This window comes from Amycolatopsis sp. cmx-8-4 (assembly GCF_046548675.1).
GTDB lineage: Bacteria > Actinomycetota > Actinomycetes > Mycobacteriales > Pseudonocardiaceae > Amycolatopsis.
The window spans coordinates 1-21,034 of record NZ_JAEBDZ010000028.1 but is presented as its reverse complement, the minus strand read 5'-3'; the positions used below and the strand labels follow the sequence as shown (position 1 = coordinate 21,034).

Below are 21,034 nucleotides of genomic sequence, written 5' to 3'. Positions count from 1 at the left end.
ACGTGCCCGCGATCAGCGGCGTCCACCACGTCACCTTCGTCGTCGGCGACCTCGACGCCGGAACCACCTGGTTCGCGCGGATCCTCGGCGCCCGGCACGTCCCACGGTTCGACCACCACGACGCCTCGGGCGCGCGCTTCGGCGTGATCCTGGAACTGCCCGGCTTCCCCGGCATGATCGAGCTGCGGATCGCCGAGGACAGCTACCCGGCGCGGCCCGGCTACGACCCGGTCACCTTCGAGGTCCCGGACGACGCGGCCCTCGAGGCCTGGGCCGAGCACCTGCGGACCGCCGGCGCGGCCAGCACGCCGATCAAGCGGCGCCGGACCGGCCGGTCGATCGAGGTCGAGGGTCCGGACGGGATCGTCGTCCGCCTCTTCACCGCGCCCGCCGGCGGCTTCGGCGCGGTCCCATTCCAGGAGCGAGACGTCGATCACTAGCTCTCGCGATAACGGAAACGATCGGTTTGGAGTGAGAAATGGCGCGGAACCGCCTGCTGACCATGCTCGACGAGCACGTCGTCCCCATCGGGATGCAGTGCTTCACGGGCGACCACACGCTCATCGAGGTGCTCGGCGCCACCGGGTTCGACTACGTCTGGCTCGACAGCGAGCACAGCGCCCTCGACCCGCGCGCGCTCGAGGACACCATGCGCACCTGCGAGGTCGCCGGGCTGGTCCCGCTGGTCCGGATCCCCGACCCGGCCGACACGACGTCGGCCCGGCGAGCCCTGGAGGCGGGTGCCGCGGGCATCGTCGTGCCGATGGTGCGTTCCGCCGCCGACGTGCGCGAGGTGATCGACGCGCTGACCTTCCTACCGCGAGGCACCCGCGGTCTCTGTCCCGCGCTGCGCGTGCCGGGCTACACCGTCGCCGGTTTCGACGACTACCTGCGGGAAAGCGACGCCGGGCTGCTGGTGATCCCGATGATCGAAACCGTCGAGGCCGTCGCCGAGATCGACCAGATCTGCGCGCTCGAGCAGGTCGAGCTGCTCGTCTTCGCGGCCGGCGAACTCGCCTTCGCCCTCGGCGAAGGACCCGGCATGCACAGCAGCCCTGCGGTGCGGGAGGCCCAGCGCGCGGTGCACGCCGCGGCGAAGCGCCACGGCGTGGCCCTGATCGGCGGCCCGATCCTCGACCCGTCGGCCGAAACCTGCGCCGCCGCCCTGGAAAACGGGATCTCGGTGCTGTGCGTCGGGCTCGACGTCCTCGCGTTCCGGCGGCTGTGCGAGACGACGGTCGCCGCGGCGGACGCGGGTGTCGCGGCCAGCAACGGCTACACCCGGCCGCCGGCGCCGCCGAGCGGGTTCCCCTCTTCGTACTGAAAGGACCACCACCATGGCGCAGTTACAACGCTACGTCGTCGGCCTGGACGACAACGGCCGGTCGGCCGTGCTCCGGACCGGCCTGCCCAACCAGCAGGAGCAGCCCGGGTTCTTCTGGCGCGGCACCCTGTGGAAGACCCGCGAAACCCCGGTGGACAACGACATCGACGGCGACCGCTCGCTCGACGGCGGCGCCGCGCGCTCGCCGTTCCCGGGCGGGATGCTCGTGCGGGCCCTGGAACTGTGGCCGGACCCGGAACCCGGGACGCACCAGAAGATGTTCGCCGACGTCAACAAGCTCGTCGGGCAGGAGCACGAGCCGACCGACACCGACCGGCAGCGCAGCCCGACCATGCACCGCACCGACACCCTCGATGTGATCCACGTCGTCCGTGGTCAGATCCACCTGATCCTGGACGAGGAGGAGGTGCCCCTCGAGGCGTCGGACACCGTCATCATTCAGGGTACGAACCACGGCTGGAGCAACCGTTCCGACGCTCCGTGCCTGATGCTGGGAACCATGATCGACGCGCTGCCACGGGAGGCACGATGACCGACCTCGATCTGTCCGGACTCGCCGCCGAGCACGGCGGATCCCCGTCGCTGCGCGGCTACCTCGCCTCCCCACCGGGTGACGGGCCCTGGCCCGGGCTGGTGATGATCCACGAGATCTTCGGCATCGACGACGTGATGCGCCGGCACGCCGACCGGCTCGCGAGCCTCGGCTACCTGACCCTCGCCGTCGACCTCTACAGCGACGGCGGCGCCCGCCGGTGCCTGGTGTCGACGATGCGGGCGATGCTGAAGGGCAGCGGCCGCGCGTTCGCCGACATCGAGGTCGCGCGCCGGTACCTGGCCGGATCCGAGCGCTGCACCGGAAAGATCGGCGTCATCGGCTTCTGCATGGGCGGCGGGTTCGCGCTGCTGAACGCCGGAGCCGGGTACGACGCCGCGGCCGTCAACTACGGGCAGCTGCCGAAGAACCTCGACGAGGTGCTGACGGGCGCGTACCCGATCGTCGGCAGTTACGGCCGCCGAGACCCGTCCCTGCGGGGTGCCGCGGCGAAGCTGGAGACGGCGCTCACGAACGCCGGGGTCGCCCACGACGTCAAGGAATACCCGGCCGCGAGCCACGCCTTCCTCAACGACGCCGAAGCCGGCCCGCGCGTGCTGCGCCCGCTCATGCGCGTCGCCGGGATCGGCCCCGAACCGGACTCCGCGGCCGATGCGTGGAAGCGCATCGAAGCCTTCTTCGGCGACCACTTGCGATGATCACCTGAACCTCTTCGACACGATGGCCTGCATCGGCCTACAGGATTTCCGTTCGGTCTCCTGGGGCAACGGTTGTATTGAGGGCTGTCCGGCACGTTCCTCGAAGTCCGGCGTTGCTCCGATCAACCGGCGCAGCCGCTGCCGATGCGCGGAACCGAACGGGTCGATCTTCGCTTCGCGTATCGTGCGGACGAGTTCGGAGCCAGGCTTCGCCAAGAGGGGGCCGGCATAGAGCGCGCACCGCCGTGGAGGCTCTCGGCGGGACGACCATTCCTTGCAGAAGGCCTGTGGCGGGATCATCGGCGGGCGTGACGTCGACGCCGGGGCGGCAGCGCGCAGGGTGGCGACGATCAAGTTGTGCTTGCTGGCCAGCGTCGGTACTGCGCGCCGAGGCTGGTACCCACGCGTTCGCCGACTTCACACATTCCTGAACGCGTCGTAGCCGCGTTCGTTGACCAGTTCCCGGGCGACCCGCAAGACGCTGTCGTCGATCATCCGCTCGCGGGGTCGCCCCGCCCATTACTTGTCGAGATAAATCACTGATCAGGCCAGCTCTGGTGGAAGACGGATCTGGTCGGCGAGCGTCCGAATGCCATCGGAGATCTCGTGTTCGTCGGGAGTGGCTTCGGTATCAAGCACCCACTGGATGAAGATGCCGGATACGAGCGCCATCTGCAACGAGCCGAGAGAGCGTTCGGATCGCGAGTCGAGAGTGTCCTGCGGTATGCCGAGCAGCCCAGCGGCGAGCCCGATGCGTCCTTCCCGCAGGCTTGTGGCCATCAGGTCACGCAAGGTCGGGGAATGTGCGGTTTGCACGGCTACTTCCATCATGACCAGCCAGAGCCATCGGTTCTCAGCGTACGAAGCGAGGACCGATCGCCAGAACACTTCATACTGGCCCCCGCGTCCGGCGTCCGAGATCGTGGCCGCCTCGACGGCCCGTGTGGTTTCGGCACCCCAGGTATCCATCGCCTGAGTGAACGCCTCGGTCAGCAGGGCGTCTCGTGAGCCGAAGTGGTAGCCGATGGCCGCGTGGTTGACGCCGGCGGCCTCGGCGATATCCCGGACGGTCGTGCGCGTCCAGCCTCTGGTTCGCAGACACTCCAAGGCGCCGGCCAGCAAATCTTCCTTGTTGCCCATGCGTGCACCATACCGGATGGATCATCCGCACGGTTCCTCCGATTGGATTGACCAAATGGATAACTTGTGCGAGGCTGTTCTCGTCAGCGTCACGATCGAGCGTACGAGGAGCAGCTATGACCAGGTCGGTCCTCATCTCCGGGGGCGGTATCGCCGGACCGTCACTCGCGTACTGGCTGGGCCGGTCCGGCTACGCGGTGACGGTGGTGGAGCAGGCCCCGGCATTGCGCAGCAGTGGTGGCTCGCCGGTCGATTTCCGCGGCGACCAGATGGACCTGCTCGCGCGCATGGGCATCGACGACGAGATCAAGGCACATCAGACCGGCATGGGCGATCAGATCGTGGTCGACCGGACCGGGCGTCGCGTGTCGACACTGCCCTCCGCACTCCTGAGCGGCGAGGTGGAGATCGAGCGCAGCGATCTCGCGCGGATCTTGTACGACCGGAGCAAAGGCGTCGCCGAATACCGCTTCGATGACGCGGTCACCGCACTGGCCGAGACGCCCGACGGCGTCGAGGTCGCCTTTGCCCGTAGTCCGGCGCGGCGCTTCGACCTCGTCGTGGGCACGGATGGACCGCACTCAGGGGTGCGCCGGCTGGCGTTCGGAGAGGAAACGTTCTTCCGGCATGATCTTGGTCTGTACGTCGCGGGATTCCGCATCCCGAACGACTTCGGGATCGTCCACGGCGGGGTGGTCTACAACGAACCCGGCAAGTTCGTCATGGTCAACAGCGGCAGGGACACGACGACCGCTTTGGTGACCATGATCTTCGCCTCGGCCGACCGCGACGACCACCGCCACAGCGTCGAGGATCAGAAGCGTCTCATCGCAGGCCATTTCACCGGGGCAGGCTGGCGGGTCCCCGCCCTGCTCGCCGCTCTGCAGGACACCCCGGACCTGTACTTCGACAGCATCAGCCAAATCCGCCTCGCCCGGTGGTCGACCGGCCGGATCGCGCTCGTCGGCGACTCGGCGTGGTGCCCGGGTCCGGGCGGCAGCGCGACCGGGCTCGCCATGTTGGGTGCCTACACACTCGCCGGAGAACTGGCACTCGCCGCGGACAACCATGTTGAGGCATACCAGCGCTACGAGCGGGTGATGCGCGAGAAGGCGGCCACGTCGCAGCGGACGGCCGCGTGGACCGTGGGCACGTTTTTGACGCCGGGAACCGAACGCGGAATCCGTATTCGCAATGCGCTCATGCGGGTGGCGTCCACCCGGCCCTTGATCGCCGCGTTCGAGTGGTCGAGCCGCCGCGGGGGCGCCCGCACCGGAACACTCACCGGCTATCCCCTCGCCGGCACACACCAGCCGCTGCCGGCACCGCACGCCCGATGACCGGACCAATTCAGGAGACCCTCGATGACTCGCAAGACAAGTAACCCGGCTCGTTCCCCGCTGTCCATGCCGCTCGACCCGCCCGACACCGAGACGTCGGTGCTCACCGAAGTTGTGCTTCCCGCACTCGTGGAGCCCACCGGACTCCTCATCCGCTCCCGCCCGCTTCCCATGCCGGGACGAGGGCAAGTGCTCGTCCGCATGGAGGCCACCGGAGTGTCCTTCGCCGAACAACTGATGCGTCGTAACCGCTATCCCGGCCAGCCCAAGTTCCCCTTCGTTCCGGGTTACGACATGGTCGGCACCGTCGCGGCCGTCGGTGCCGGCGTCGACCCGTCCGTGCTCGGCACGCGCGTAGCGGCGGTCACCAAAACCGGAGGATGGGCGAGCCACCAGCTCATCGACGCTTCCGACCTGCTGCCCGTCGACGGTTCACTGGACCCCGTCGAGGTGGAGACGTTGCTGCTCAACGGGATCACCGCGTGGCAAATGCTGCACCGCCGAGCGCAGATACGGGACGGACAGACAATTCTGATCCATGGTGCGAACGGTGGCGTGGGGTCGGTCCTGGTCGAGTTGGCGCATTATGCCGGCGTCCGCGTAATCGGCACCGCGGCACCTCGACACCACCCGGCCCTCGCCACCGCCGGCGTTGTGCCGCTCGACTACCACAACGCCGACCTCGCGGCGGCGGTGCGTTCAGTGGCTCCCAACGGCGTCGACGCGATCTTCGATCACCTCGGCATCGCCAGCGCACGCCAGTCCTTCAGGTTGCTGGCGCCAGGCGGCACGCTGGTCTGCTACGGCAACGCCACTGGCCTCAACGACACCGATAGCGTGATCTTCACGATCACCCGTCTGCTGGCCCGGCTACAGGCGTACAACCTCGCGCCCAACGGCCGCCGCGCCGGCTTCTACAACTTCTGGGCCGGCCGCAGCACCTCACCCCGAGCGTTTCGAACCCGCCTGCGTCACGACTTGAACGAGGTCCTCGCCCTGCTGGCCGACGGCGTCATCACCCCACAGATCGCCGGACGCTTCCGGCTCACCGACGCGGCTGCCGCTCTGCAGCTCGTCGAATCCCGTACCACCCGAGGCAAAGTGATCCTGACACCGTAGATTGCGCATCCCCCCGGCCGCGTCGTCAACTTGATCACTGTAACCACCGAGTCCGGCTGCAGGCTGACGGGCGCTTGCCGCGTCGCGATGGCGACGCGGCAAGCGGATGGTCAGGCGGCGGCCGTGTGCTCGATCCCGCCGGCCCAGACCCGCTGGATGCGGCGGGTCGCCCGGATGTCGGCGATGGGGTCACCGTCGATGAGCACCAGGTCCGCGCGGTAGCCCGGGGCGATGACGCCGCGGTCGGGGAGGCGGAACGCCTGCGCGGTCAGGATGGTCGCCGACCGCAGTGCCTCGACGGTGCTGAGCCCGGCGCCGACGAGCAGTTCCAGTTCGTGGTGGAGGCTGCTGCCGAAGGGCGGGTTCACGGGGATTCCCGGGGTGTGGTTGGAGTCCGTGCCGGCGAGGATCTGAGCGCCGGCATGGTGCAGGGCGGTGACGCTGTCGCGGGCGGCGCCGTAGCTGGTGCCCGGGATTCCGAGCCCGGCGAAGCCTTCCATCACCGTCAGGGTCGGCACCGAGATGCGTCGGCGCGAGGCGTACTGCGCCGCGACCGCCGCAGTCAGCGCGGTGTCGAGCGGTACGTGGTGGATCATGTCGACGCTGGCCAGCAGGGCCTCGTCGACCGCGGCGGAGGCGGGGGCGTGGGCCATGACCAGCTTTCCGTAGCGGTGCGCGACCGCGGTCAGTGCGTTGAGTGTGGGCTGGTCGAGGCCGGGTATGTCTACGATGAGCTTGATGTAGTCGGATCCCTCGGCCACCCGGGCGGCCACGAACGCCTCGGCCTGCTCCGGTTTGCTGACCAGCGCGGACTGGGGGAACCCGGGAATCTGGCTCTCCAGGCTGCCGGGTGCGGTCGCAGGTACGCCGGCGCTGCGGATGTCGGTCAGGCCGGGGCGGCGCCGTAGCGAGTCGATTAGGGATCGTGGCCAGCACGCCATGTCCAGGCCGGTGGTGACGCCGTAGCTGGTCAGCTGCTCGAGCGTCGCCACGTTCTCCAGGTGGATGTGCGCGTCGATCAAGCCGGGAAGCAGCGTAGCGCCCTTTCCGTCGATCACGCGGGCACCGACGGTACTGGCGCCGATCAGGCCGTGGTCGATGACCACGGTTCGCGGCGCCGAAAGGGCCCGGCCGTCGAAGACGCGCACGTTGGTCAGTGCGATCTTCTCGCTTGCCGTGGTGCCGACAGCCTGCGCCGGCCCGGCGGCCAGCGCCGGAATCCCGACCGCGGCACCTGCCGCGGCGGTGCCGAGGAACTTCCTCCTGGTCCAGGGAGTGTTGCTCATGGTGTCATGTCCTCTCATCGTTGGGCGGAACACGAGTCGGCAGTATCAGAAATATTTGATAACACCAGAGGTGTCAAGCCTGGCGGTAACCCGGCCGAATGGCCGGGCTACGTGCCGGCCGGGGCGTTCGGCTCGTCCGGGGCGCCGCGGATGAGCAGTGACGCGGTGTGGGCGATGTGATCGCGCAGCAGTCCCTGGGCGCGGTCGGCATCACGCGAGATCGCCGCTTCGAGGATTTGCCGGTGCTCGGTGGTGAGATCGCGGTCCGGTTCGGTGCCGAAGGACACCGACCATTGCAGGTAGAGTTCCGCCTCCTGGCGCAGGGACCGAGCGATGTCGACCAGGCGCTGGTTGCTGCATCCGGCCAGCAGGGCCGCGTGGAACGCGCTGTGGGCGACGGACCATTCGTCGCAGGGGTGGGCCGGGTCGTCGGGGTGCTCGAACGGAGCGCGCTCCAGCAGGTGGTGGGCGGCCATCGCCTGGGCCTCCCAGTGCACGCTCCCTTCCAGGATGGACAGGCGCAGCACCAGTGACTCGATCTCGACGCGGGCTTGGGTCAGCTCGGCCAGGTCGCGGTGCGACAAGGGTGTGACGAGGTAGCCCTGATGCGGCCGGGTCGTCACCAGGCCGTCGGCGGCCAGGCGGGTGAGCGCTTCGCGGGCCGCGCCCACACTGGTCTGGTACCGCTCGGACAACAGCGGAAACTTCAATCGCTCGCCGGGGGGCAGCCGGCCACCGAGGATGTCGGCGCGCAGTCGCTGGTAGACCGCGTCCGTTCGCGTCACGCCCGCACTCCCGCTCATAGCGAACATCGTAGCCGGTTACGAGTACAACCCCAAGATTCGAAAGTTCATTGACAACTCGAACTTCGAAGACGTAGAACTGACCGGCCGCACGGCGTGCGGCGCATGGGCCCGATCCGGGCGACCAGGGGCGGCGGTCCGCCGCATCGAAGTTTCCTGACCCCAGACAACCGGAGGCCGCTGATGTCCTCTCCTGCCGCCGCGACCCCGCCTGTCGCACGGTCCGCGTGGCTCGTCGTCGCTCTCGGCTTCGGCGCGATCGTGTTCGAAGGCTACGACTTGATCGTGTACGGCTCGGTGGTTCCCACCATGCTGGCTCATCCCGGGTGGAGCATGTCCGCCGGACAGGCCGGCGCGATCGGCAGCTACGCGCTGCTTGGCATGTTCCTCGGGGCGCCGGCATCGGGGTGGCTGGCCGACCGGTTCGGGCGCCGCCGGCTGTTCATCGGCCTGCTCGTGTGGTTTTCGGTGATGATGGTGCTCGTCGCGCTCGCGCCGTCACCCGGGTTGCTCGGCTTGTTCCGCTTCCTGGCCGGACTGGGTTTCGGCGGGATCCCGCCGACCGCGATCGCCCTGGTTGTCGAGGTCGCGCCGGCGGGCCGCAAGCTCTTCTACAACTCGGTGATGCTGTCCGGGTTCCCGGTCGGCGGTGTGGTCGCGGCGGTCGCCTCCATCACGCTGCTGGGGCCGATCGGGTTCCGCGGGCTGTTCGCGCTCGGGGCGGTGCCGTTGGTGACCTTGGTGCCCCTGGCGTGGTGGGTGCTGCCGGAGTCGGCGCGTTTCGCGTCGGCCGGACAGGCGGCCGGGGGCGGCAAGGTTCGCGCGCTCGTCTGCGGCCAAGCGGCAGTCGCCACCGTCCTGTTCGCCGTCGCGAACTTCTGCGGGTTTCTCCTGGTGTTCGGGCTCAACACGTGGCTGCCGCAACTGATGCGCGGCGCGGGCTACGACCTGGGTTCGGCCTTGACGTTCCTGCTGCTGCTGAACATCGGGTCGGTGGTCGGCGGCTTGGTCGGTGCCGCTGTCTCGGATCGCTTCGGCGGACGAGTGGTGGCGACCACGCTGTTCGTGCTCGCTGCCGCGGCCATGCTGCTGCTGACCGCGCCCCATTCGCCGGCACTGACCTCGGTTCTGGTCTTCGTGGCCGGCGCGATGATTGTCGGCAGCCAGTCGGTCTTGTGGGGTTACGTCGCCATGCACTACGACACCGGGGCCCGCGCCACCGCCCTGGGCGTCACCTCGGGGATCGGCAGGCTCGGCGCGGCGGCGGGACCGGCGATCGGCGGCCTGCTCGTCGCGTCCGGGGTCGGGCTGGCCGGCAACGTCGTCGTGTTCGCCGTGGCCGCGCTGGCCGGGGCGGTGAGCAGCGTCCTGGTTCCGCGACGCCGAACGGCGACGACCACGCCGGCACCGGCGCTGCTGCCTGGGTTGGACCCCACCCCGTAACCTTCCGGACAGCAGTGCCCCGCCGGGATGCCCTACGTGCCCGGCGGGGCACTGCGTGATGCCGGCCGAAGCCGAGCAAGTGCTTGGCGTTTCCGTGGGCGATCTTGGTCCAGTCGGCTTCGCTGATCGGTGCGGTGCGCAGAACTCGGTCGCGGCGCTCATGGCCTGAAAGGGGTAGTTGGTGCCGAAAAGGACGTGATCGGCACAACGGGTGAGAAATGCGCACAGCGGCGGAGGAGTGCCGCATACGCACCTGGTGGTTACACGGACTCGGGCTTTCTGGCTCAATGCGGTGAGCGAATCCAGTGATCGATCATCTTCGCAAGGTCTTCGCTGTTGTCCTCGACCATCATCATGTGTCCGTTGCCGTACACATCTAAGTCGGGGAGATAGAGAAATTCGACCGAGGCACCCATGTCGGCGAGCCAGGCCACGGTCCTTTCGTCCACCTCGCGGGGATGCAGCGTGTCGTCGGAGCCTGTGATTACGAGTACCGGTTTGTTCGCGAACGGTTCGGCGGCCCGAACACACAGTTGAGATCCGTTGACGTTGACACGTTCGAGGATGAACCGGCTGTGCACGCTGACGAGCGTGGCGACGTAGTCTTCGATGGCGTGCTGCGGGAAGCGTGCACTGTGTGTATACCGAAGGATTGCTTCAGGGTAAGGAGGCACCTGGCAATCCTTAGGTATCGTTTGGTGGCGATCGCCAAGCTGTATCGTGATGGTGTTGTCGTCTTCGTGCACGACTTTCGGGACCGGCTGAATGTTTCCGGGCTGGCCGGGTGCGACAGCGACAAGTGTGGCGATCCGATTTCCGTGTGTCTCGACGAGCCTGAAGCCGAAGGGTCCCGACATGGAATGGACAAGGAGATCAACCTGGCCCTCGATCGAGCCGATCAACCTGCCCAGTGCGTGGCACACTTCCTCACCGCTGCCCAGTGGTCCTTTCGGTTGGCCAGCCGCCCGACTGCCGAGCCAGTGGACAACGAGTACTCGGTAGCCGGCTTGCGCTAGTACCTGTGCCCACCCGTCGCCGCCGTCCGCTGTGGACAGATAACAGCCTCCGGTATGCATCGAGCCGTGCACCATTATGATGGTCCGGTGATATGGCCGATCCGGGAGCAGTGTCTCAACGTACAGACTCGCGGACGTGGGGAGCGAGCCCGCGGTGAAATCTCCGATCGTCGGCTGAGCCATTGCGGAATCTTCTTTCGGATTGAGTTGGTTCGGTACGCGCGCTGCTAGATGGATTCGAGTTGGCGGGCGTTGGTGTGTGGACCCCAGATCAACACGGCGGCGGCGACGACTACGAGAATCAGTGCGCAGAGTACGTAGAGGATACCGGACCCCAGGTTGTAGAGAATCGGTAGTGCAATGAACGGCAAGACTGCGGACATGCCGCGGGATAGTGAATAGGTACGTCCGTTCGCAGTGGCGCGCAGGCTGGTGGGAAACAGCTCGGAAGTATAGGCGTGGCTGACATTGCCCATGACGACATTGGCTACGGTGAGTCCGAACCCGGCGACGACGATCAACCACGTCGCATCGGCTACGCCGAAGACGATGCCGAGGCAGGCGACCACCAAGGAAGCAGCAACGAGCAGGTACTTGCGCTGGATTCGCTCGGCCGAAACCATCATCAGCAGCGCGCCGAGCGGGTAACCGAGTGCGGTGAAGCCGGTATAGCCAAGGGATTTTGTGACGGTGAATCCCTTCTCGAGCAGTACTAGAGGTGCGATCGATGCGAACCCGTAGTAGCCGACAGTCTGGCAGGTCCAGATTATCGAGGCCAGTAGCGTGCGGTTCAGGAGCGGTGGATGCCACATCCGCAGCGGCACTGCACGACCGGATTCATCGTCTGCGATGGCGCCGTGTGCACTGGTGTCATCACCAACCCGAGAAGGTGCCTGGTGTCGAACTGTAGGGGATGGGCCAGAAAGCCTGGCTGCCGCGGTCTCGATTCGGGACATCGCGGTGAGAGCCGCCCGGTTTTGCCCTCGCGCGGCTAGCCAGCGTGGTGATTCGGGAAGGTGTCGGCGCAAGAGCAAGACCACCACGGCGCCGAGGGCACTGAACACGAGCAGCCAACGCCAACTGTCGATGCCCGCGAGCTTGCGCGGCAAAAACGCCGCCAGCAGTCCTACGGCCGCGGGCGCGAGGTATCCGAACACGTAGCACTGGCCGATCATCCTGCCCCGTCGCGCGGCGGGCAGCAACTCGGCGAGGAAGCTGTCCACCAGGATCAGCTCGGCACCGAGGCCGATGCCCATGAGGACGCGAAGTACGACAAAGGTCGGCAGGTCGCTCGCGAACGCACTGATGACCGCCAGTACCGCGTAGCCGGCCAGATTCACCTGGAACATGGTGCGACGGCCGAACCGGTCCGCCAGTGGCACCAGGAACAGCGCCCCCAGGATCTCGCCGACGAACACCGAGCCGATCACTATCGACTTGTCGGCCGTCGTGACGACCCATCCAGCTGGCAGCAAGGGCACCAGCACAGCCCCCAGTGCTGCTTCGAAGAAGGTGAAGACGGTGCCGATCCCGACGAGCGCGACCAGACGCCGGTGCCAACTTCCCACCGGCAGCCGGTCCAGGCGATCGCCGACCTCGGCCTCGAGTCGAGCCTGTTCAGGCGACGCGGACTCTATTTCCATAACGCCTCGTTTCCTTGGACTTCGTTGTCCGCGCGATCAACGCTTCATCGGTTTCAACGGTAAGTGGCGGAAGAAATATCCTGACGCAGGGGGATCAATGGCCCGGGCGTCGACGATGAACCTTTTGTCGAGATGGTCTGTAGTCCAGTTTGATCTTGGTTATGCGATGGCGAGGCCGCTGAGCGGTACGTGTTGCTGGCCGGCGTGCATGTCGCGATCACGCAGGGCGCCTTGGGTGATGGGCCGGGGAAAAGAGATCTTGATGGCACACAGTTCGGGAAGGTGGAAGATACGGATCCGGTTGTGGTCGACGCGGTACAGGTCGCCAATCGTCCGGGGGTCGGTCGCGGCCGAGTGTGATGCGCGCTCGTAGGTCGCTGTGGTGGGGAAGAAGATGTCGATGGTGACCCAGAAGGGGCCGGCGTTCTTCGATCGCACGAGGGTGGCGAGTTCACCGAGTGGGACGGTCATCGCAGGCTCTCGTTCTCGATAGTGGCGAGCAGTTCTTCGGGTGTCTGCGTAAGGTCGCCATAGACGGTGCTGAACAACTCGTCGGGTGCCGTGACGTCCACAACGTGTTGGAGGAGGAACTCGTATACCTGTCCGCGTTCGATCTCCGCCGGAGATCCGAGGAATGCATAGCTGGGTAGAGACTTTTCGTCGGCGAGTGGAGCGTGCAGGATGCTCGGATTGGCGAATTTCGCCAGTTGGGTGGCGGTGGCCTGGTCCGCGGCCGTGGCGATGAAGACGATCCCGACCTCTCGCGGCGGATGTCCGAAATCCGGTTCGGCGGCACCGAGCACCGCATCATGACCATAGCGGCGTATCTGCACATCGTAGTCGTCGGCGGTCAAGCCGAAGACCTTGGGAATGCGGTGATGGAGATCGTTGAGCACTCGATCGCACCACTCGTCGAGCCGCGCCAGGACGCCCGGATCACGCATGCCGGAGATGACGATGGTCTGATAACCGACCGGAGCCGCGCCTTCGAGCTTGATGGTGTGTTGAGCTGCCGGCTCGAACCGCGACCCCTCGACACGGACTCTGCGGTTGTCGAGGGCGGTGTAAGTGGCGCGGCTGGTGTCGAGTACGCCGGCGGGTTCCCGCAGCAGGAACGGGTCGGCGTTCTCATACATCATGTGGGCGGCCACGCTGGCCGGTGTGCACGCTGCGGTCTGGGCGAGCGGATCGATGGTGAAGCCGCCCGGGTCCAGGGTGACCAGGACGCCGCCGGCGCGGGGGTCGGTCGTGCACAGGCCTCCACATTCGGCGATCTTCGCGGCGTGCCACACCGGACCGGGCGGTAGATCCCACGTGAGTGGCAGCACTGCGCTGAGCGCGGTGTCCGTCGATCGGCCGGCGAGCACGATGTCTGCCCCAGCGGCAAGAGCGTCGGCGATCGGCTCGTGCCCCATGAGCCCGACGATGTGGCTGCACCGCCCGAGGGTCTCCGGCGTCAGCGCTCCGGCGGGTTCGAGCGGATGGATCCGTTTTCGAGCCAGGAGTTTTGTCAAATGTTCGGCGCGCTGCTCACTGTAGATGCGCGCCACCCGTACATTCAGGCCTTCGTCTGCGGCGATCTCTCGAGCGATATCGTGCACCCAGTCAACGCCGGCATTGGTGCCGGCGGTCCCGCAGGAGCCGACAACCACGGGGATGCCGGCGGCATGTGCGGCAGGAAGGATGGCCCGGAGGTCCCGGGCGACCGCGGCGCGGGCAGTCTTCGCGACACCGGCACCAAGGTAGTATGGGCCCGAATCGGTCGAGCCGCCGTCCACGGCGATGATGTCCGCCCCGAGTGCGATCCCGCGGTCGACGGTCTCGGGGGGGAAGCCGCCGCCGAGCATGCCGACCGGCACCAGTACTCGCACCGTTGCGTCGGTCGGGCCGGGTGGCGGCGAGGGGGTACTCACGTCAGGTTTCCTCGATTCCTCTGATGGGACTTGGCCGGAGAATGGTGAGCGGCGGCGAGCACGCCACGGTCCGATGTCTCCAGTTCGTGAAGATTGTGCTTATCCACGTAGTTCCTTACCGGTGGACTCCTTGTTCGCACCGCCGTGGTTGTCACTGCGTGCGGTGGCGCCGATTTCGTTGTCGGCCAACCTGCGGAGTTCGAGGAAGAAGTCGCCGGTCCGGGTCAGGTGTGCGCGCATCAACTGCTCGGCGCGCTCACCGTCGCGCGCAAGGAGGGCTTCGAGGATCTCGCGGTGTTCGTCGAGACCCTTCTCGGCCGGGTAGCGTTCGCGCAGAGTTTCGACAGCGCGCACCCGTTCGCCGAGGTCGAACGCGGTTGTCGTCGCGATCATGTCCAGCAGTATCTCGCTGTGTGCCGCGCGGTCGATGAGCCCGTGAAATTCTCGAGTGACAGAGATACGTTGGGCTGGAGTGAGGTTCTGGACTGTCGAGCGTTGGGTTATGCTGAGCTGATAGCTGTTCTTGATCGCAGTCAGCTCATCGTCGGTAGCCGATTCGGCCGCCAGCCGGGCCGCGACTCCGCGCAGCGCGGCTTGGATCAGGTTCAGTTTGGCGAGGTCGGTCGCGGCAGGATCGGCCACCGTGACATTTCGACCGTCGCGGCGCTCGATGAGGCGCTCGTGTTCGAGGCGTCGAAACGCCTCTCGTACCGGCGTGGCCGACACGCCGAGCCGCTCTCCCAGCGACCGCTCGGTGATCCGCTCTCCCCAGGCCAGTTCACCGTCAGTGATCATCTTCCGCAGCGCCCGGTAGGCCTGGTCACTCAAGCTCGGACTCACCGTCAGCATGTCCCGTGTCCTGTCGGCAGCCATTCCATCTCCTCTGGGCGTCTTCCAGGTCGACTCTGCTTGTCCGCTGTCAGTGTGCCCGACGAGTAGGGGAAGCCGACGAGGTGTGGCGACCCCCTTCAGATCAGGTAGCTGAACCCGCCAGGGTGGTCTGCCGCGCCGGCGTCGCCTGCGCCAGCTGAACAAAGTCGCGAACATCCTCGTACTCCGGGAAGGAATCGAGAGCCGATGCGAGGGCGGTGACGTCCGAAGCGGCGAGCACTCGTCCTGCGCAATCGGCGAATTTCTCCCACAGGTGTGGCGGATCCGCCGTTGTTCCGTCACCGCCGAGTGCCGGTCGGTCGACTCGCGAATGAAATGTCTCGCCGGTGCCGACGGTGACGGAGACATTTGCTGCGAACGAGTTCGGCACCTCGCCCGGCGGCGCGGCGGAGACTTCAATTCGGCCCATCAGTGCCTGCACCGACGGATCGAGGTGGGCGTCGTTCTCGAAGTGTTCGAGCACGACGCGGCCCTCGAGAAGTGCGCGGGCAACGACGTACTGCAGGCTGAACTTGCCCGACAATGCTTCCTGCAGGTGCGGCCGATCGGTGTGCGGCATGCGGTTTTTGTCCACGACGATTCGCACCGTCTCCACCTCTTGCCCGCGGACTCCGTGTGTGCGCCGGATGTCCATCGCCGCACCGATCGCCGAGTGAGTGCTGGCACAGCACGGATAGGCCTTGATCGGATTGAAACCAGTATTGATCTCTAATGCGCCACGGTCCGCCACGATCGCCTGGAGCTCGTAGGATCCTGCGCCGTTGTAGACGTCGAGGAAGCCCTGCCTGGCCTCGAGCGCCAGCCGGTTGGCGGTAAACCCGCCGGCCGCCAGCCTGGCGCACAGCAGACCGTCGCGCACGGCGTGCCCGACATGCAACGACTTGACCATGGTCCCGAAATTCGCCTTGACGCCGCTGGCCATCGATGCCGCGATCGCCAGCGCAACCGTGCATTGCTTGGCGTCGAGTCCGAGCAGCCGGGCCGCGGCGGCCGCGACTCCGAACACCCCGATGGTCGAAGTGGGATGCCAGCCCTTCTCGTAGTGCGCGGAGTTGATCCCACGGGACAGACGGATGATCACTTCGTAGCCGGCCGCGTACGCGGCGATCACCTCGGTGGCCGAGGCACCCAGTTCCTCGCCGACGGCGAGGACCGCTGGGATCAGCAGGGTCGAGGGATGTCCGCCCATGATCGGATTGCCGTCGTCATAGTCCAGCGCGTGGGCTGCGATCGCGTTCAGCATCGCGGCATCGAGAACATCGACCCGGTCGGGCGACCCCAGGATCAGGCTTTCCCCCAGCGATGCGTGCAGTGCGGCCCGTGTGATGACTGCACCAGGGAAACCGGAACCGGCCAACGCGACTCCCAGGGTGTCGACCAAGGCCACGCGGAACAGACGGCGACCGCTTTCGGTCAGGTCGTCATACGAGAGGGTGGCGACACGGGATCCGAGCCGATCGAGGATGCTGTCCGTGACTGCGTTGTCGCTTTCGGTCATAGCGAGTGATCTCTTTCGTTTCGTGTGATCAGAACTCGGAGACCTTGGTTTCGAAGACGTGTCCGTCGATACGCGAGGGAAAGCCGCCGCGGACGGCGCCGGCGCGCGGGTCCCGGTAGATGGCGGACATGGCCGGACTCAGCTGGCGGCTGTTGGGGACCGAGAGCCACATGCGCAGCAGGTGCCGACGGCGATCCTCTTTCTCGTAGTCCTCGAACGCGGTTCGCGCGTGGTAGGTGACGTGGTTGTTCAGGAACTGGAAGTCACCCGGCTCGAACATCATCGAGAAGTGGTACACCGGATCATTGGCCAGCAGGTCGATGGCGTTCATCGCGGCCCGCTGCTCTTCGGTCAGGCGCGGGACATCCGGAAAATCCTGTGCCGCGAGGATGTGCGTCTTGATGTAGCGGGACGAGAAGCGGTCGGCCTCGTAGCTGAAGATGGGTTGCTGGTAGTACGGGAGTTCACCCTCGGCCTCCTGTCCCTTCCAGCTCCAGTAGAACGGTTGCGTCAGGACGTCGTGAAGCCAGGGCCACGTGTTCGCGATCTTGTCGCGGATGGCCACTGAGCTGCAGAACAGGCTCCGTCCACCGCTCTTCGCGGTACGGAGTACGAACAGGGCGACGACGTCGGACGTGTCCGTGTGGAAGCCCAGGTGCTCGCGGGACATATAGCCACGTCCCGTGGCGGTGGAAACCTTGTTTCCGAAGTTCTTCACGTCTCCGAGGACGTCTCCCTTGCTGCTCTGGGACACGGCCGTTCCCATGTGCAGGCCGACGCCCCAGTAGATCAGTCGCAGGTCGGCCTTCGAATAATTTTCGACCGGGAAACCCCGCAGGACGAAGATCCCGAGGTCGTTCTCGAGGTGGTCTCGTGCCTGGGTCAAGATGCCGGGAAGTGTTTCGAGCGGAAAGCCGTCCTTGGTCAGGGTCTCGCAGGTGTGACCGGCGTCCTTTGCCGCGTTCAGCGCCGCGTCGATGTCGTCGATTTCCGCGCCCGACAAGACATGAATCCACCGTGACTCATCGGTCAGATCGGCGGGGTACCACGGAATGTCTTTGCTTTGCATGCGTTGATTCCTCCGTTGGGTCAGCGCGCTCTCCCGGCCTGTCCGGGAGATTCCACAAGCGTTGCGTCAAGCGCCCGTCCACACCGGCTGGACGGGGGTGTTCGGTCCAAACGCGAAGTCGCTATCTGCAGTGTGCTACCTGCTATAGCAAAACTGTAGAGCGATGAGGCTTGGTCGTCAAGGATTACATGGCCTCAGAGGTGACAACTTACAAAATCTGATATCTGTTACGATGCTCGTTATGGAGACGCGCACGCTCGGCACGATGACCACCTCTGCGATCGGATTCGGAGCAGGCGGGCTCACCGACACGCCGGCTTCGACCGACACGGTCCGCGCAGCGGTCGACGCCGGAATGGTTCTTCTCGACACCGCGGACTTCTACCAAGCGGGGCTGAACGAGGAGCTGGTCGCGCGAGCATTGCGCCCCCGCGAGCGGGAACGAGTACAGCTGAGCGTGAAGTTCGGCGGCTTGCGCGATCCCGCAGGGCGCTTCGTCGGTGTCGAGGGGCGGCCGGCTCACGTGAAAAACTTCCTGGGGTACTCGCTTCAACGGCTGCGTACCGACCATGTCGACGTCTACCGGCCCGCGCGGCTCGACCCCGCCGTGCCGATCGAGGAAACCGTGGGGGCGATCGCGGAGCTGGTGCAGGCCGGGTACGTGCGGCATATAGGTCTGTCCGAGGTGGGAGCCGAGACGATCCGGCGCGCCCACGCGGTGCACCCGATCTCGGACGTTCAGGTCGAGTACTCGCTATTCAACCGAGGTCCGGAGCGGGCGATCCTCGACGTCTGCCGCGAACTGGGCGTCGGTGTGACCGCGTACGGGGTACTCGCGCACGGTCTGCTCTCCGGCGCCTACCGCGCGAGCGGTGAAACTCCCGGGCACCTACCACAGCTGCAGCCCGGGAACGTAGAGCACAACCTGGCTCTAGTCGACCGGTTGCGGCCCATCGCGGACGCACTCAGCGCGACCGTCGCCCAGCTGGCGACGGCGTGGGTGCTCGCTCAGGGGACGCACATCGTGGCGCTGGTCGGCGCGAGCAAGCCGAGCCGGATCCGGGACGCCGTGGCCGCCGCCGAGCTGGCGCTTACCCCGGCGACCCTGGCTGCGATCGAGACCGCCGTGCCCCACGGTGCGGTGGCAGGCGAGCGCTACGCGCCCGCGCTGATGGCCATGCTGGACAGCGAACGCGAATGACCGGCAGAGCGAAGCCGCTGCTGGACCGGGAAACCATTCTCACGGCGACCGAAGATGTGTTGCGCCGCCACGGCGCGAGCAAAGCTGGCGTGGTCGATGTCGCGCGGGCACTCGGTGTCAGCCACGCCGCGGTGTACCGCTACTTTCCTTCCAAAGCGGCCCTGCAGGACGCCGTCACGCGGCGCTTCCTCGGCCGCGCCGCCCCCGTCCTGACCGCGATCGCCGACAGCGCCGATCCGGCCCTGGAGCGGCTACGGGCGTGGCTGTGGCACCTCTTCGCGAGCAAACGCGCTGCAGCGGTCAGTGATCCCGAGCTGTTCGAGACCTACCGTAGCCTGCTCGGCAATAACTCAACTGCGGTCGTTGAACACGTCGCCGAGCTCGTCTCTCACCTGACTCGGATCGTGGCCGATCTGGATGTCGAGCGACCGGAAACCACGGCCCGAGCGGTGTTCGAAGCCACGACGTCGTTCCACCACCCCGCGCACTCCGCCGAGTGGAGCGACCCGGACGCCGATGAGCGGTTCGCCCGGGTGTGCGACCTGTTGCTGGCCGCCCTGACCTGATCGAGGACAACACAGTTGACTTCCGTGGACCCCTTTTCGTCATGACAACCTCGGCCCGTACTGCACTAACGACGAGCTGGGTACGCTGAATCTGATCAGCGACGAACGGAACCGCTGAACCTGCGGACCGCGTGGGAATCAGTGTCCGGCGGCGATACTGGCCAGATGGTGACCCCAGGCGTTCGCGTTTGGTGGCGAGGTAGCGGACGTTGTGCGGTGTCTCTTGGGCCGGCACGGTGATGTGTTCGGTGATCGTGATGCCGTAGTTGGCGAGTCCCGCGGATTTGTCCGGGTTGTTGGTGATCAGCCGGACGCGGGTGGCGCTGAGGTCGCGGAGGATCTGGGCGCCGATGTGGTAACTACGCCCGTCCACGGGCAGTCCCTGAGCGATGTTGGCATCGACGGTGTCGAAACCTTGTTCTTGCAGGGAATAGGCGCAGATCTTCCGGGCCAGCCCGATGCCGCGGCCTTCGTGTCCACGCAGGTAGATCACCGCACCGCTGCCCTCCGCGGCGATGGCCCGCAGCGAGTGCTGAAGCTGGGTTCCGCAGTCGCAGCGTAGTGAGCCGAGCACGTCACCGGTCAAGCACTCGGAATGGATTCGCACCAACGCCCCGACCTCACTCCGGCCGGCTGCGACAAGGTCCCCCGTCACCTGAGCCAGATGCTCGGTTCCCTCGAGGATGTCGCGATAGGCGATGGCTTCGAAGTCACCGAACGCGGTGGGCATTCGCGCCGAGGCAACCCTTTCGACCTGGCTCTCGGTGGTGCGTCGGTATCGCACGAGGTCGGCGATCGTCAGAAGGGGCAGGTCGTGTTCGTCGGCGAAAGCGGTCAGGGATGTACCGCGGCGCATCGAGCCGTCCTCGTCGACGAGCTCACTGATCACGGCGACTCCGGACAGACCCGCCTTGGTCGTCAGGTCGACGGCGGCTTCGGTGTGGCCGGCGCGGGTCAGGACGCCTCCTGGGCGGCCTCGCAGGGGGAAGATGTGGCCGGGACGTCGCAGGTGCTCCGACCGGGTGGCTGCGTCGGCCAGGGCACGGACGGTGCGCGTGCGGTCGGCAGCCGACACGCCCGTGGTGGTGCTCTCGTGGTCGACGCTGACGGTGAACGCGGTGCCGTGGGTGTCGGTGTTGTCGGCGACCATCGGCGGCAGCCGTAGGGTCTCGGCGCGCTCGGCGGTCATCGGGGCACAGACGATGCCGGTGCTGTGCCGGACGAGGAACGCCATCTGCTCGACGGTGATCAGCTCGGCGGCGGCGGCGAGGTCACCCTCGTTCTCGCGATCGTGGTCGTCCACGACGACCACCATGCCGCCTTTGGCGATGGTGGTGATGGCGCGCTCGACCGAGCGGGTGGCTTGTGTGGTCACTAGTGCATCCTCTTCTCTGCGAGTCCTTGGATGGGGCTTGTGGTAGGAATCAGGCGGAAGCCGGGGTGACGGCCTGGTGCGGTAGCCCTTCGTGGGCTTGCATGACACTGCCGCCCCCGGCTTCCCCGGAACCGT

The 21,034-nt window shown here is 66.6% G+C and carries 20 protein-coding genes and 1 pseudogene; 10 read left to right on the top strand and 11 right to left on the bottom strand.

Features of this window, described 5'->3' with window-relative positions; genetic code table 11:
• Positions 1 to 2 precede the first annotated feature (2 nt).
• Genes ACLJQZ_RS39015 through ACLJQZ_RS39000 form a run of 4 tightly spaced genes read left to right on the top strand, consistent with a single transcriptional unit; the run spans position 3 to position 2,596 of the window.
• Positions 3 to 440 (top strand): VOC family protein, encoded by a 438-nt coding sequence (locus ACLJQZ_RS39015; protein ID WP_410625576.1) that lies wholly within the window; start codon positions 3 to 5, stop codon positions 438 to 440.
• Positions 441 to 478: 38 nt separating this feature from the next.
• Positions 479 to 1,324: an HpcH/HpaI aldolase family protein gene (locus ACLJQZ_RS39010; RefSeq protein ID WP_410625574.1), complete on the top strand. Its 846-nt coding sequence runs from the start codon at positions 479 to 481 to the stop codon at positions 1,322 to 1,324.
• Positions 1,325 to 1,337: 13 nt separating this feature from the next.
• Positions 1,338 to 1,877 carry a cupin domain-containing protein gene (locus tag ACLJQZ_RS39005; protein WP_410625572.1) on the top strand — a complete coding sequence of 180 codons (540 nt, stop codon included), beginning with the start codon at positions 1,338 to 1,340 and terminating at the stop codon, positions 1,875 to 1,877.
• The gene (locus ACLJQZ_RS39000; protein WP_410625571.1) at positions 1,874 to 2,596 is read left to right on the top strand and encodes a dienelactone hydrolase family protein; all 723 of its coding nucleotides are present in this window, start codon (positions 1,874 to 1,876) and stop codon (positions 2,594 to 2,596) included. Before ACLJQZ_RS39005 ends, ACLJQZ_RS39000 begins: the two co-directional genes overlap by 4 nt.
• 543 nt (positions 2,597 to 3,139) lie before the next feature.
• Here the strand turns inward: ACLJQZ_RS39000 and ACLJQZ_RS38995 are convergent.
• The gene (locus ACLJQZ_RS38995; RefSeq protein WP_410625570.1) at positions 3,140 to 3,736 is read right to left on the bottom strand and encodes a TetR/AcrR family transcriptional regulator; all 597 of its coding nucleotides are present in this window, start codon (positions 3,734 to 3,736) and stop codon (positions 3,140 to 3,142) included.
• Between the two features lie 116 nt (positions 3,737 to 3,852).
• On the opposite strand from ACLJQZ_RS38995, the gene ACLJQZ_RS38990 reads away from it, so the two are divergent.
• A complete protein-coding gene (locus ACLJQZ_RS38990) occupies positions 3,853 to 5,076 on the top strand; it encodes an FAD-dependent monooxygenase (protein ID WP_410625568.1) in 1,224 nt (407 codons plus the stop codon).
• 24 nt (positions 5,077 to 5,100) lie between these two features.
• The gene (locus ACLJQZ_RS38985) at positions 5,101 to 6,195 is read left to right on the top strand and encodes a medium chain dehydrogenase/reductase family protein (RefSeq protein WP_410625567.1); all 1,095 of its coding nucleotides are present in this window, start codon (positions 5,101 to 5,103) and stop codon (positions 6,193 to 6,195) included.
• 110 nt (positions 6,196 to 6,305) lie between these two features.
• On the opposite strand, the gene ACLJQZ_RS38980 is transcribed toward ACLJQZ_RS38985, so the two are convergent.
• Both ACLJQZ_RS38980 and ACLJQZ_RS38975 read right to left on the bottom strand, forming a co-directional pair.
• Positions 6,306 to 7,481, bottom strand: coding sequence for an amidohydrolase family protein (locus ACLJQZ_RS38980; protein ID WP_410625565.1), 1,176 nt, complete (start codon positions 7,479 to 7,481; stop codon positions 6,306 to 6,308).
• Between the two features lie 107 nt (positions 7,482 to 7,588).
• Positions 7,589 to 8,284 (bottom strand): GntR family transcriptional regulator, encoded by a 696-nt coding sequence (locus tag ACLJQZ_RS38975; RefSeq protein ID WP_410625563.1) that lies wholly within the window; start codon positions 8,282 to 8,284, stop codon positions 7,589 to 7,591.
• Between the two features lie 183 nt (positions 8,285 to 8,467).
• On the opposite strand from ACLJQZ_RS38975, the gene ACLJQZ_RS38970 reads away from it, so the two are divergent.
• Positions 8,468 to 9,727: an MFS transporter gene (locus ACLJQZ_RS38970; protein ID WP_410625561.1), complete on the top strand. Its 1,260-nt coding sequence runs from the start codon at positions 8,468 to 8,470 to the stop codon at positions 9,725 to 9,727.
• Between the two features lie 284 nt (positions 9,728 to 10,011).
• On the opposite strand, the gene ACLJQZ_RS38965 is transcribed toward ACLJQZ_RS38970, so the two are convergent.
• Positions 10,012 to 10,401, bottom strand: coding sequence for a hypothetical protein (locus ACLJQZ_RS38965; RefSeq protein ID WP_410625560.1), 390 nt, complete (start codon positions 10,399 to 10,401; stop codon positions 10,012 to 10,014).
• A gap of 24 nt (positions 10,402 to 10,425) precedes the next feature.
• Between ACLJQZ_RS38965 and ACLJQZ_RS38960 the strand changes: the two genes are divergently transcribed.
• Positions 10,426 to 10,743 (top strand): hypothetical protein, encoded by a 318-nt coding sequence (locus ACLJQZ_RS38960; RefSeq protein ID WP_410625558.1) that lies wholly within the window; start codon positions 10,426 to 10,428, stop codon positions 10,741 to 10,743.
• A gap of 227 nt (positions 10,744 to 10,970) precedes the next feature.
• Here the strand turns inward: ACLJQZ_RS38960 and ACLJQZ_RS38955 are convergent, their stop codons facing one another.
• The 6 genes from ACLJQZ_RS38955 to ACLJQZ_RS38930 all read right to left on the bottom strand — a co-directional run bounded on the left by ACLJQZ_RS38955 (position 10,971) and on the right by ACLJQZ_RS38930 (position 17,757).
• The gene (locus tag ACLJQZ_RS38955) at positions 10,971 to 12,386 is read right to left on the bottom strand and encodes an MFS transporter (RefSeq protein ID WP_410625556.1); all 1,416 of its coding nucleotides are present in this window, start codon (positions 12,384 to 12,386) and stop codon (positions 10,971 to 10,973) included.
• Between the two features lie 159 nt (positions 12,387 to 12,545).
• Positions 12,546 to 12,857 carry a DUF4387 domain-containing protein gene (locus tag ACLJQZ_RS38950; protein WP_410625555.1) on the bottom strand — a complete coding sequence of 104 codons (312 nt, stop codon included), beginning with the start codon at positions 12,855 to 12,857 and terminating at the stop codon, positions 12,546 to 12,548.
• Positions 12,854 to 14,245, bottom strand: coding sequence for an acyclic terpene utilization AtuA family protein (locus tag ACLJQZ_RS38945; RefSeq protein ID WP_410625553.1), 1,392 nt, complete (start codon positions 14,243 to 14,245; stop codon positions 12,854 to 12,856). Before ACLJQZ_RS38945 ends, ACLJQZ_RS38950 begins: the two co-directional genes overlap by 4 nt.
• Before the next feature lie 153 nt (positions 14,246 to 14,398).
• The gene (locus ACLJQZ_RS38940; protein ID WP_410625552.1) at positions 14,399 to 15,172 is read right to left on the bottom strand and encodes a GntR family transcriptional regulator; all 774 of its coding nucleotides are present in this window, start codon (positions 15,170 to 15,172) and stop codon (positions 14,399 to 14,401) included.
• Positions 15,173 to 15,272: 100 nt separating this feature from the next.
• A complete protein-coding gene (locus ACLJQZ_RS38935; protein WP_410625550.1) occupies positions 15,273 to 16,688 on the bottom strand; it encodes an MmgE/PrpD family protein in 1,416 nt (471 codons plus the stop codon).
• 28 nt (positions 16,689 to 16,716) lie between these two features.
• Positions 16,717 to 17,757, bottom strand: coding sequence for a TauD/TfdA family dioxygenase (locus tag ACLJQZ_RS38930; protein WP_410625548.1), 1,041 nt, complete (start codon positions 17,755 to 17,757; stop codon positions 16,717 to 16,719).
• Between the two features lie 241 nt (positions 17,758 to 17,998).
• Here ACLJQZ_RS38930 and ACLJQZ_RS38925 point away from each other — a divergent pair, with 241 nt between their 5' ends.
• Together ACLJQZ_RS38925 and ACLJQZ_RS38920 are read left to right on the top strand one after the other, a co-directional pair.
• Complete coding sequence (locus ACLJQZ_RS38925; protein ID WP_410625547.1) at positions 17,999 to 18,958, top strand: aldo/keto reductase; 960 nt, start codon at positions 17,999 to 18,001, stop codon at positions 18,956 to 18,958.
• Positions 18,955 to 19,524, top strand: a complete 570-nt coding sequence (locus tag ACLJQZ_RS38920) for a TetR/AcrR family transcriptional regulator (RefSeq protein WP_410625545.1) — start codon at positions 18,955 to 18,957, stop codon at positions 19,522 to 19,524. Before ACLJQZ_RS38925 ends, ACLJQZ_RS38920 begins: the two co-directional genes overlap by 4 nt.
• A gap of 184 nt (positions 19,525 to 19,708) precedes the next feature.
• On the opposite strand, the pseudogene ACLJQZ_RS38915 reads toward ACLJQZ_RS38920, so the two are convergent.
• Positions 19,709 to 20,899 (bottom strand): annotated as a pseudogene (locus tag ACLJQZ_RS38915) (bifunctional 3,4-dihydroxy-2-butanone-4-phosphate synthase/GTP cyclohydrolase II); the annotation flags it as partial.
• Between the last annotated feature and the right edge of the window lie 135 nt (positions 20,900 to 21,034).

What these genes read in the sequence shown, in the direction of transcription:
- ACLJQZ_RS38985 (WP_410625567.1), top strand. Translation starts at nt 5,101, where the DNA reads ATGACTCGCAAGACAAGTAACCCGGCTCGTTCCCCGCTGTCCATGCCG.
- ACLJQZ_RS38995 (WP_410625570.1), bottom strand. Translation starts at nt 3,736, where the DNA reads ATGGGCAACAAGGAAGATTTGCTGGCCGGCGCCTTGGAGTGTCTGCGA.
- ACLJQZ_RS39000 (WP_410625571.1), top strand. Translation starts at nt 1,874, where the DNA reads ATGACCGACCTCGATCTGTCCGGACTCGCCGCCGAGCACGGCGGATCC.
- ACLJQZ_RS38925 (WP_410625547.1), top strand. Translation starts at nt 17,999, where the DNA reads ATGGAGACGCGCACGCTCGGCACGATGACCACCTCTGCGATCGGATTC.
- ACLJQZ_RS38940 (WP_410625552.1), bottom strand. Translation starts at nt 15,172, where the DNA reads ATGGCTGCCGACAGGACACGGGACATGCTGACGGTGAGTCCGAGCTTG.
- ACLJQZ_RS38980 (WP_410625565.1), bottom strand. Translation starts at nt 7,481, where the DNA reads ATGAGCAACACTCCCTGGACCAGGAGGAAGTTCCTCGGCACCGCCGCG.
- ACLJQZ_RS38935 (WP_410625550.1), bottom strand. Translation starts at nt 16,688, where the DNA reads ATGACCGAAAGCGACAACGCAGTCACGGACAGCATCCTCGATCGGCTC.
- ACLJQZ_RS38930 (WP_410625548.1), bottom strand. Translation starts at nt 17,757, where the DNA reads ATGCAAAGCAAAGACATTCCGTGGTACCCCGCCGATCTGACCGATGAG.
- ACLJQZ_RS38970 (WP_410625561.1), top strand. Translation starts at nt 8,468, where the DNA reads ATGTCCTCTCCTGCCGCCGCGACCCCGCCTGTCGCACGGTCCGCGTGG.
- ACLJQZ_RS38990 (WP_410625568.1), top strand. Translation starts at nt 3,853, where the DNA reads ATGACCAGGTCGGTCCTCATCTCCGGGGGCGGTATCGCCGGACCGTCA.
- ACLJQZ_RS38955 (WP_410625556.1), bottom strand. Translation starts at nt 12,386, where the DNA reads ATGGAAATAGAGTCCGCGTCGCCTGAACAGGCTCGACTCGAGGCCGAG.
- ACLJQZ_RS38950 (WP_410625555.1), bottom strand. Translation starts at nt 12,857, where the DNA reads ATGACCGTCCCACTCGGTGAACTCGCCACCCTCGTGCGATCGAAGAAC.
- ACLJQZ_RS39010 (WP_410625574.1), top strand. Translation starts at nt 479, where the DNA reads ATGGCGCGGAACCGCCTGCTGACCATGCTCGACGAGCACGTCGTCCCC.
- ACLJQZ_RS39005 (WP_410625572.1), top strand. Translation starts at nt 1,338, where the DNA reads ATGGCGCAGTTACAACGCTACGTCGTCGGCCTGGACGACAACGGCCGG.
- ACLJQZ_RS38920 (WP_410625545.1), top strand. Translation starts at nt 18,955, where the DNA reads ATGACCGGCAGAGCGAAGCCGCTGCTGGACCGGGAAACCATTCTCACG.
- ACLJQZ_RS38975 (WP_410625563.1), bottom strand. Translation starts at nt 8,284, where the DNA reads ATGAGCGGGAGTGCGGGCGTGACGCGAACGGACGCGGTCTACCAGCGA.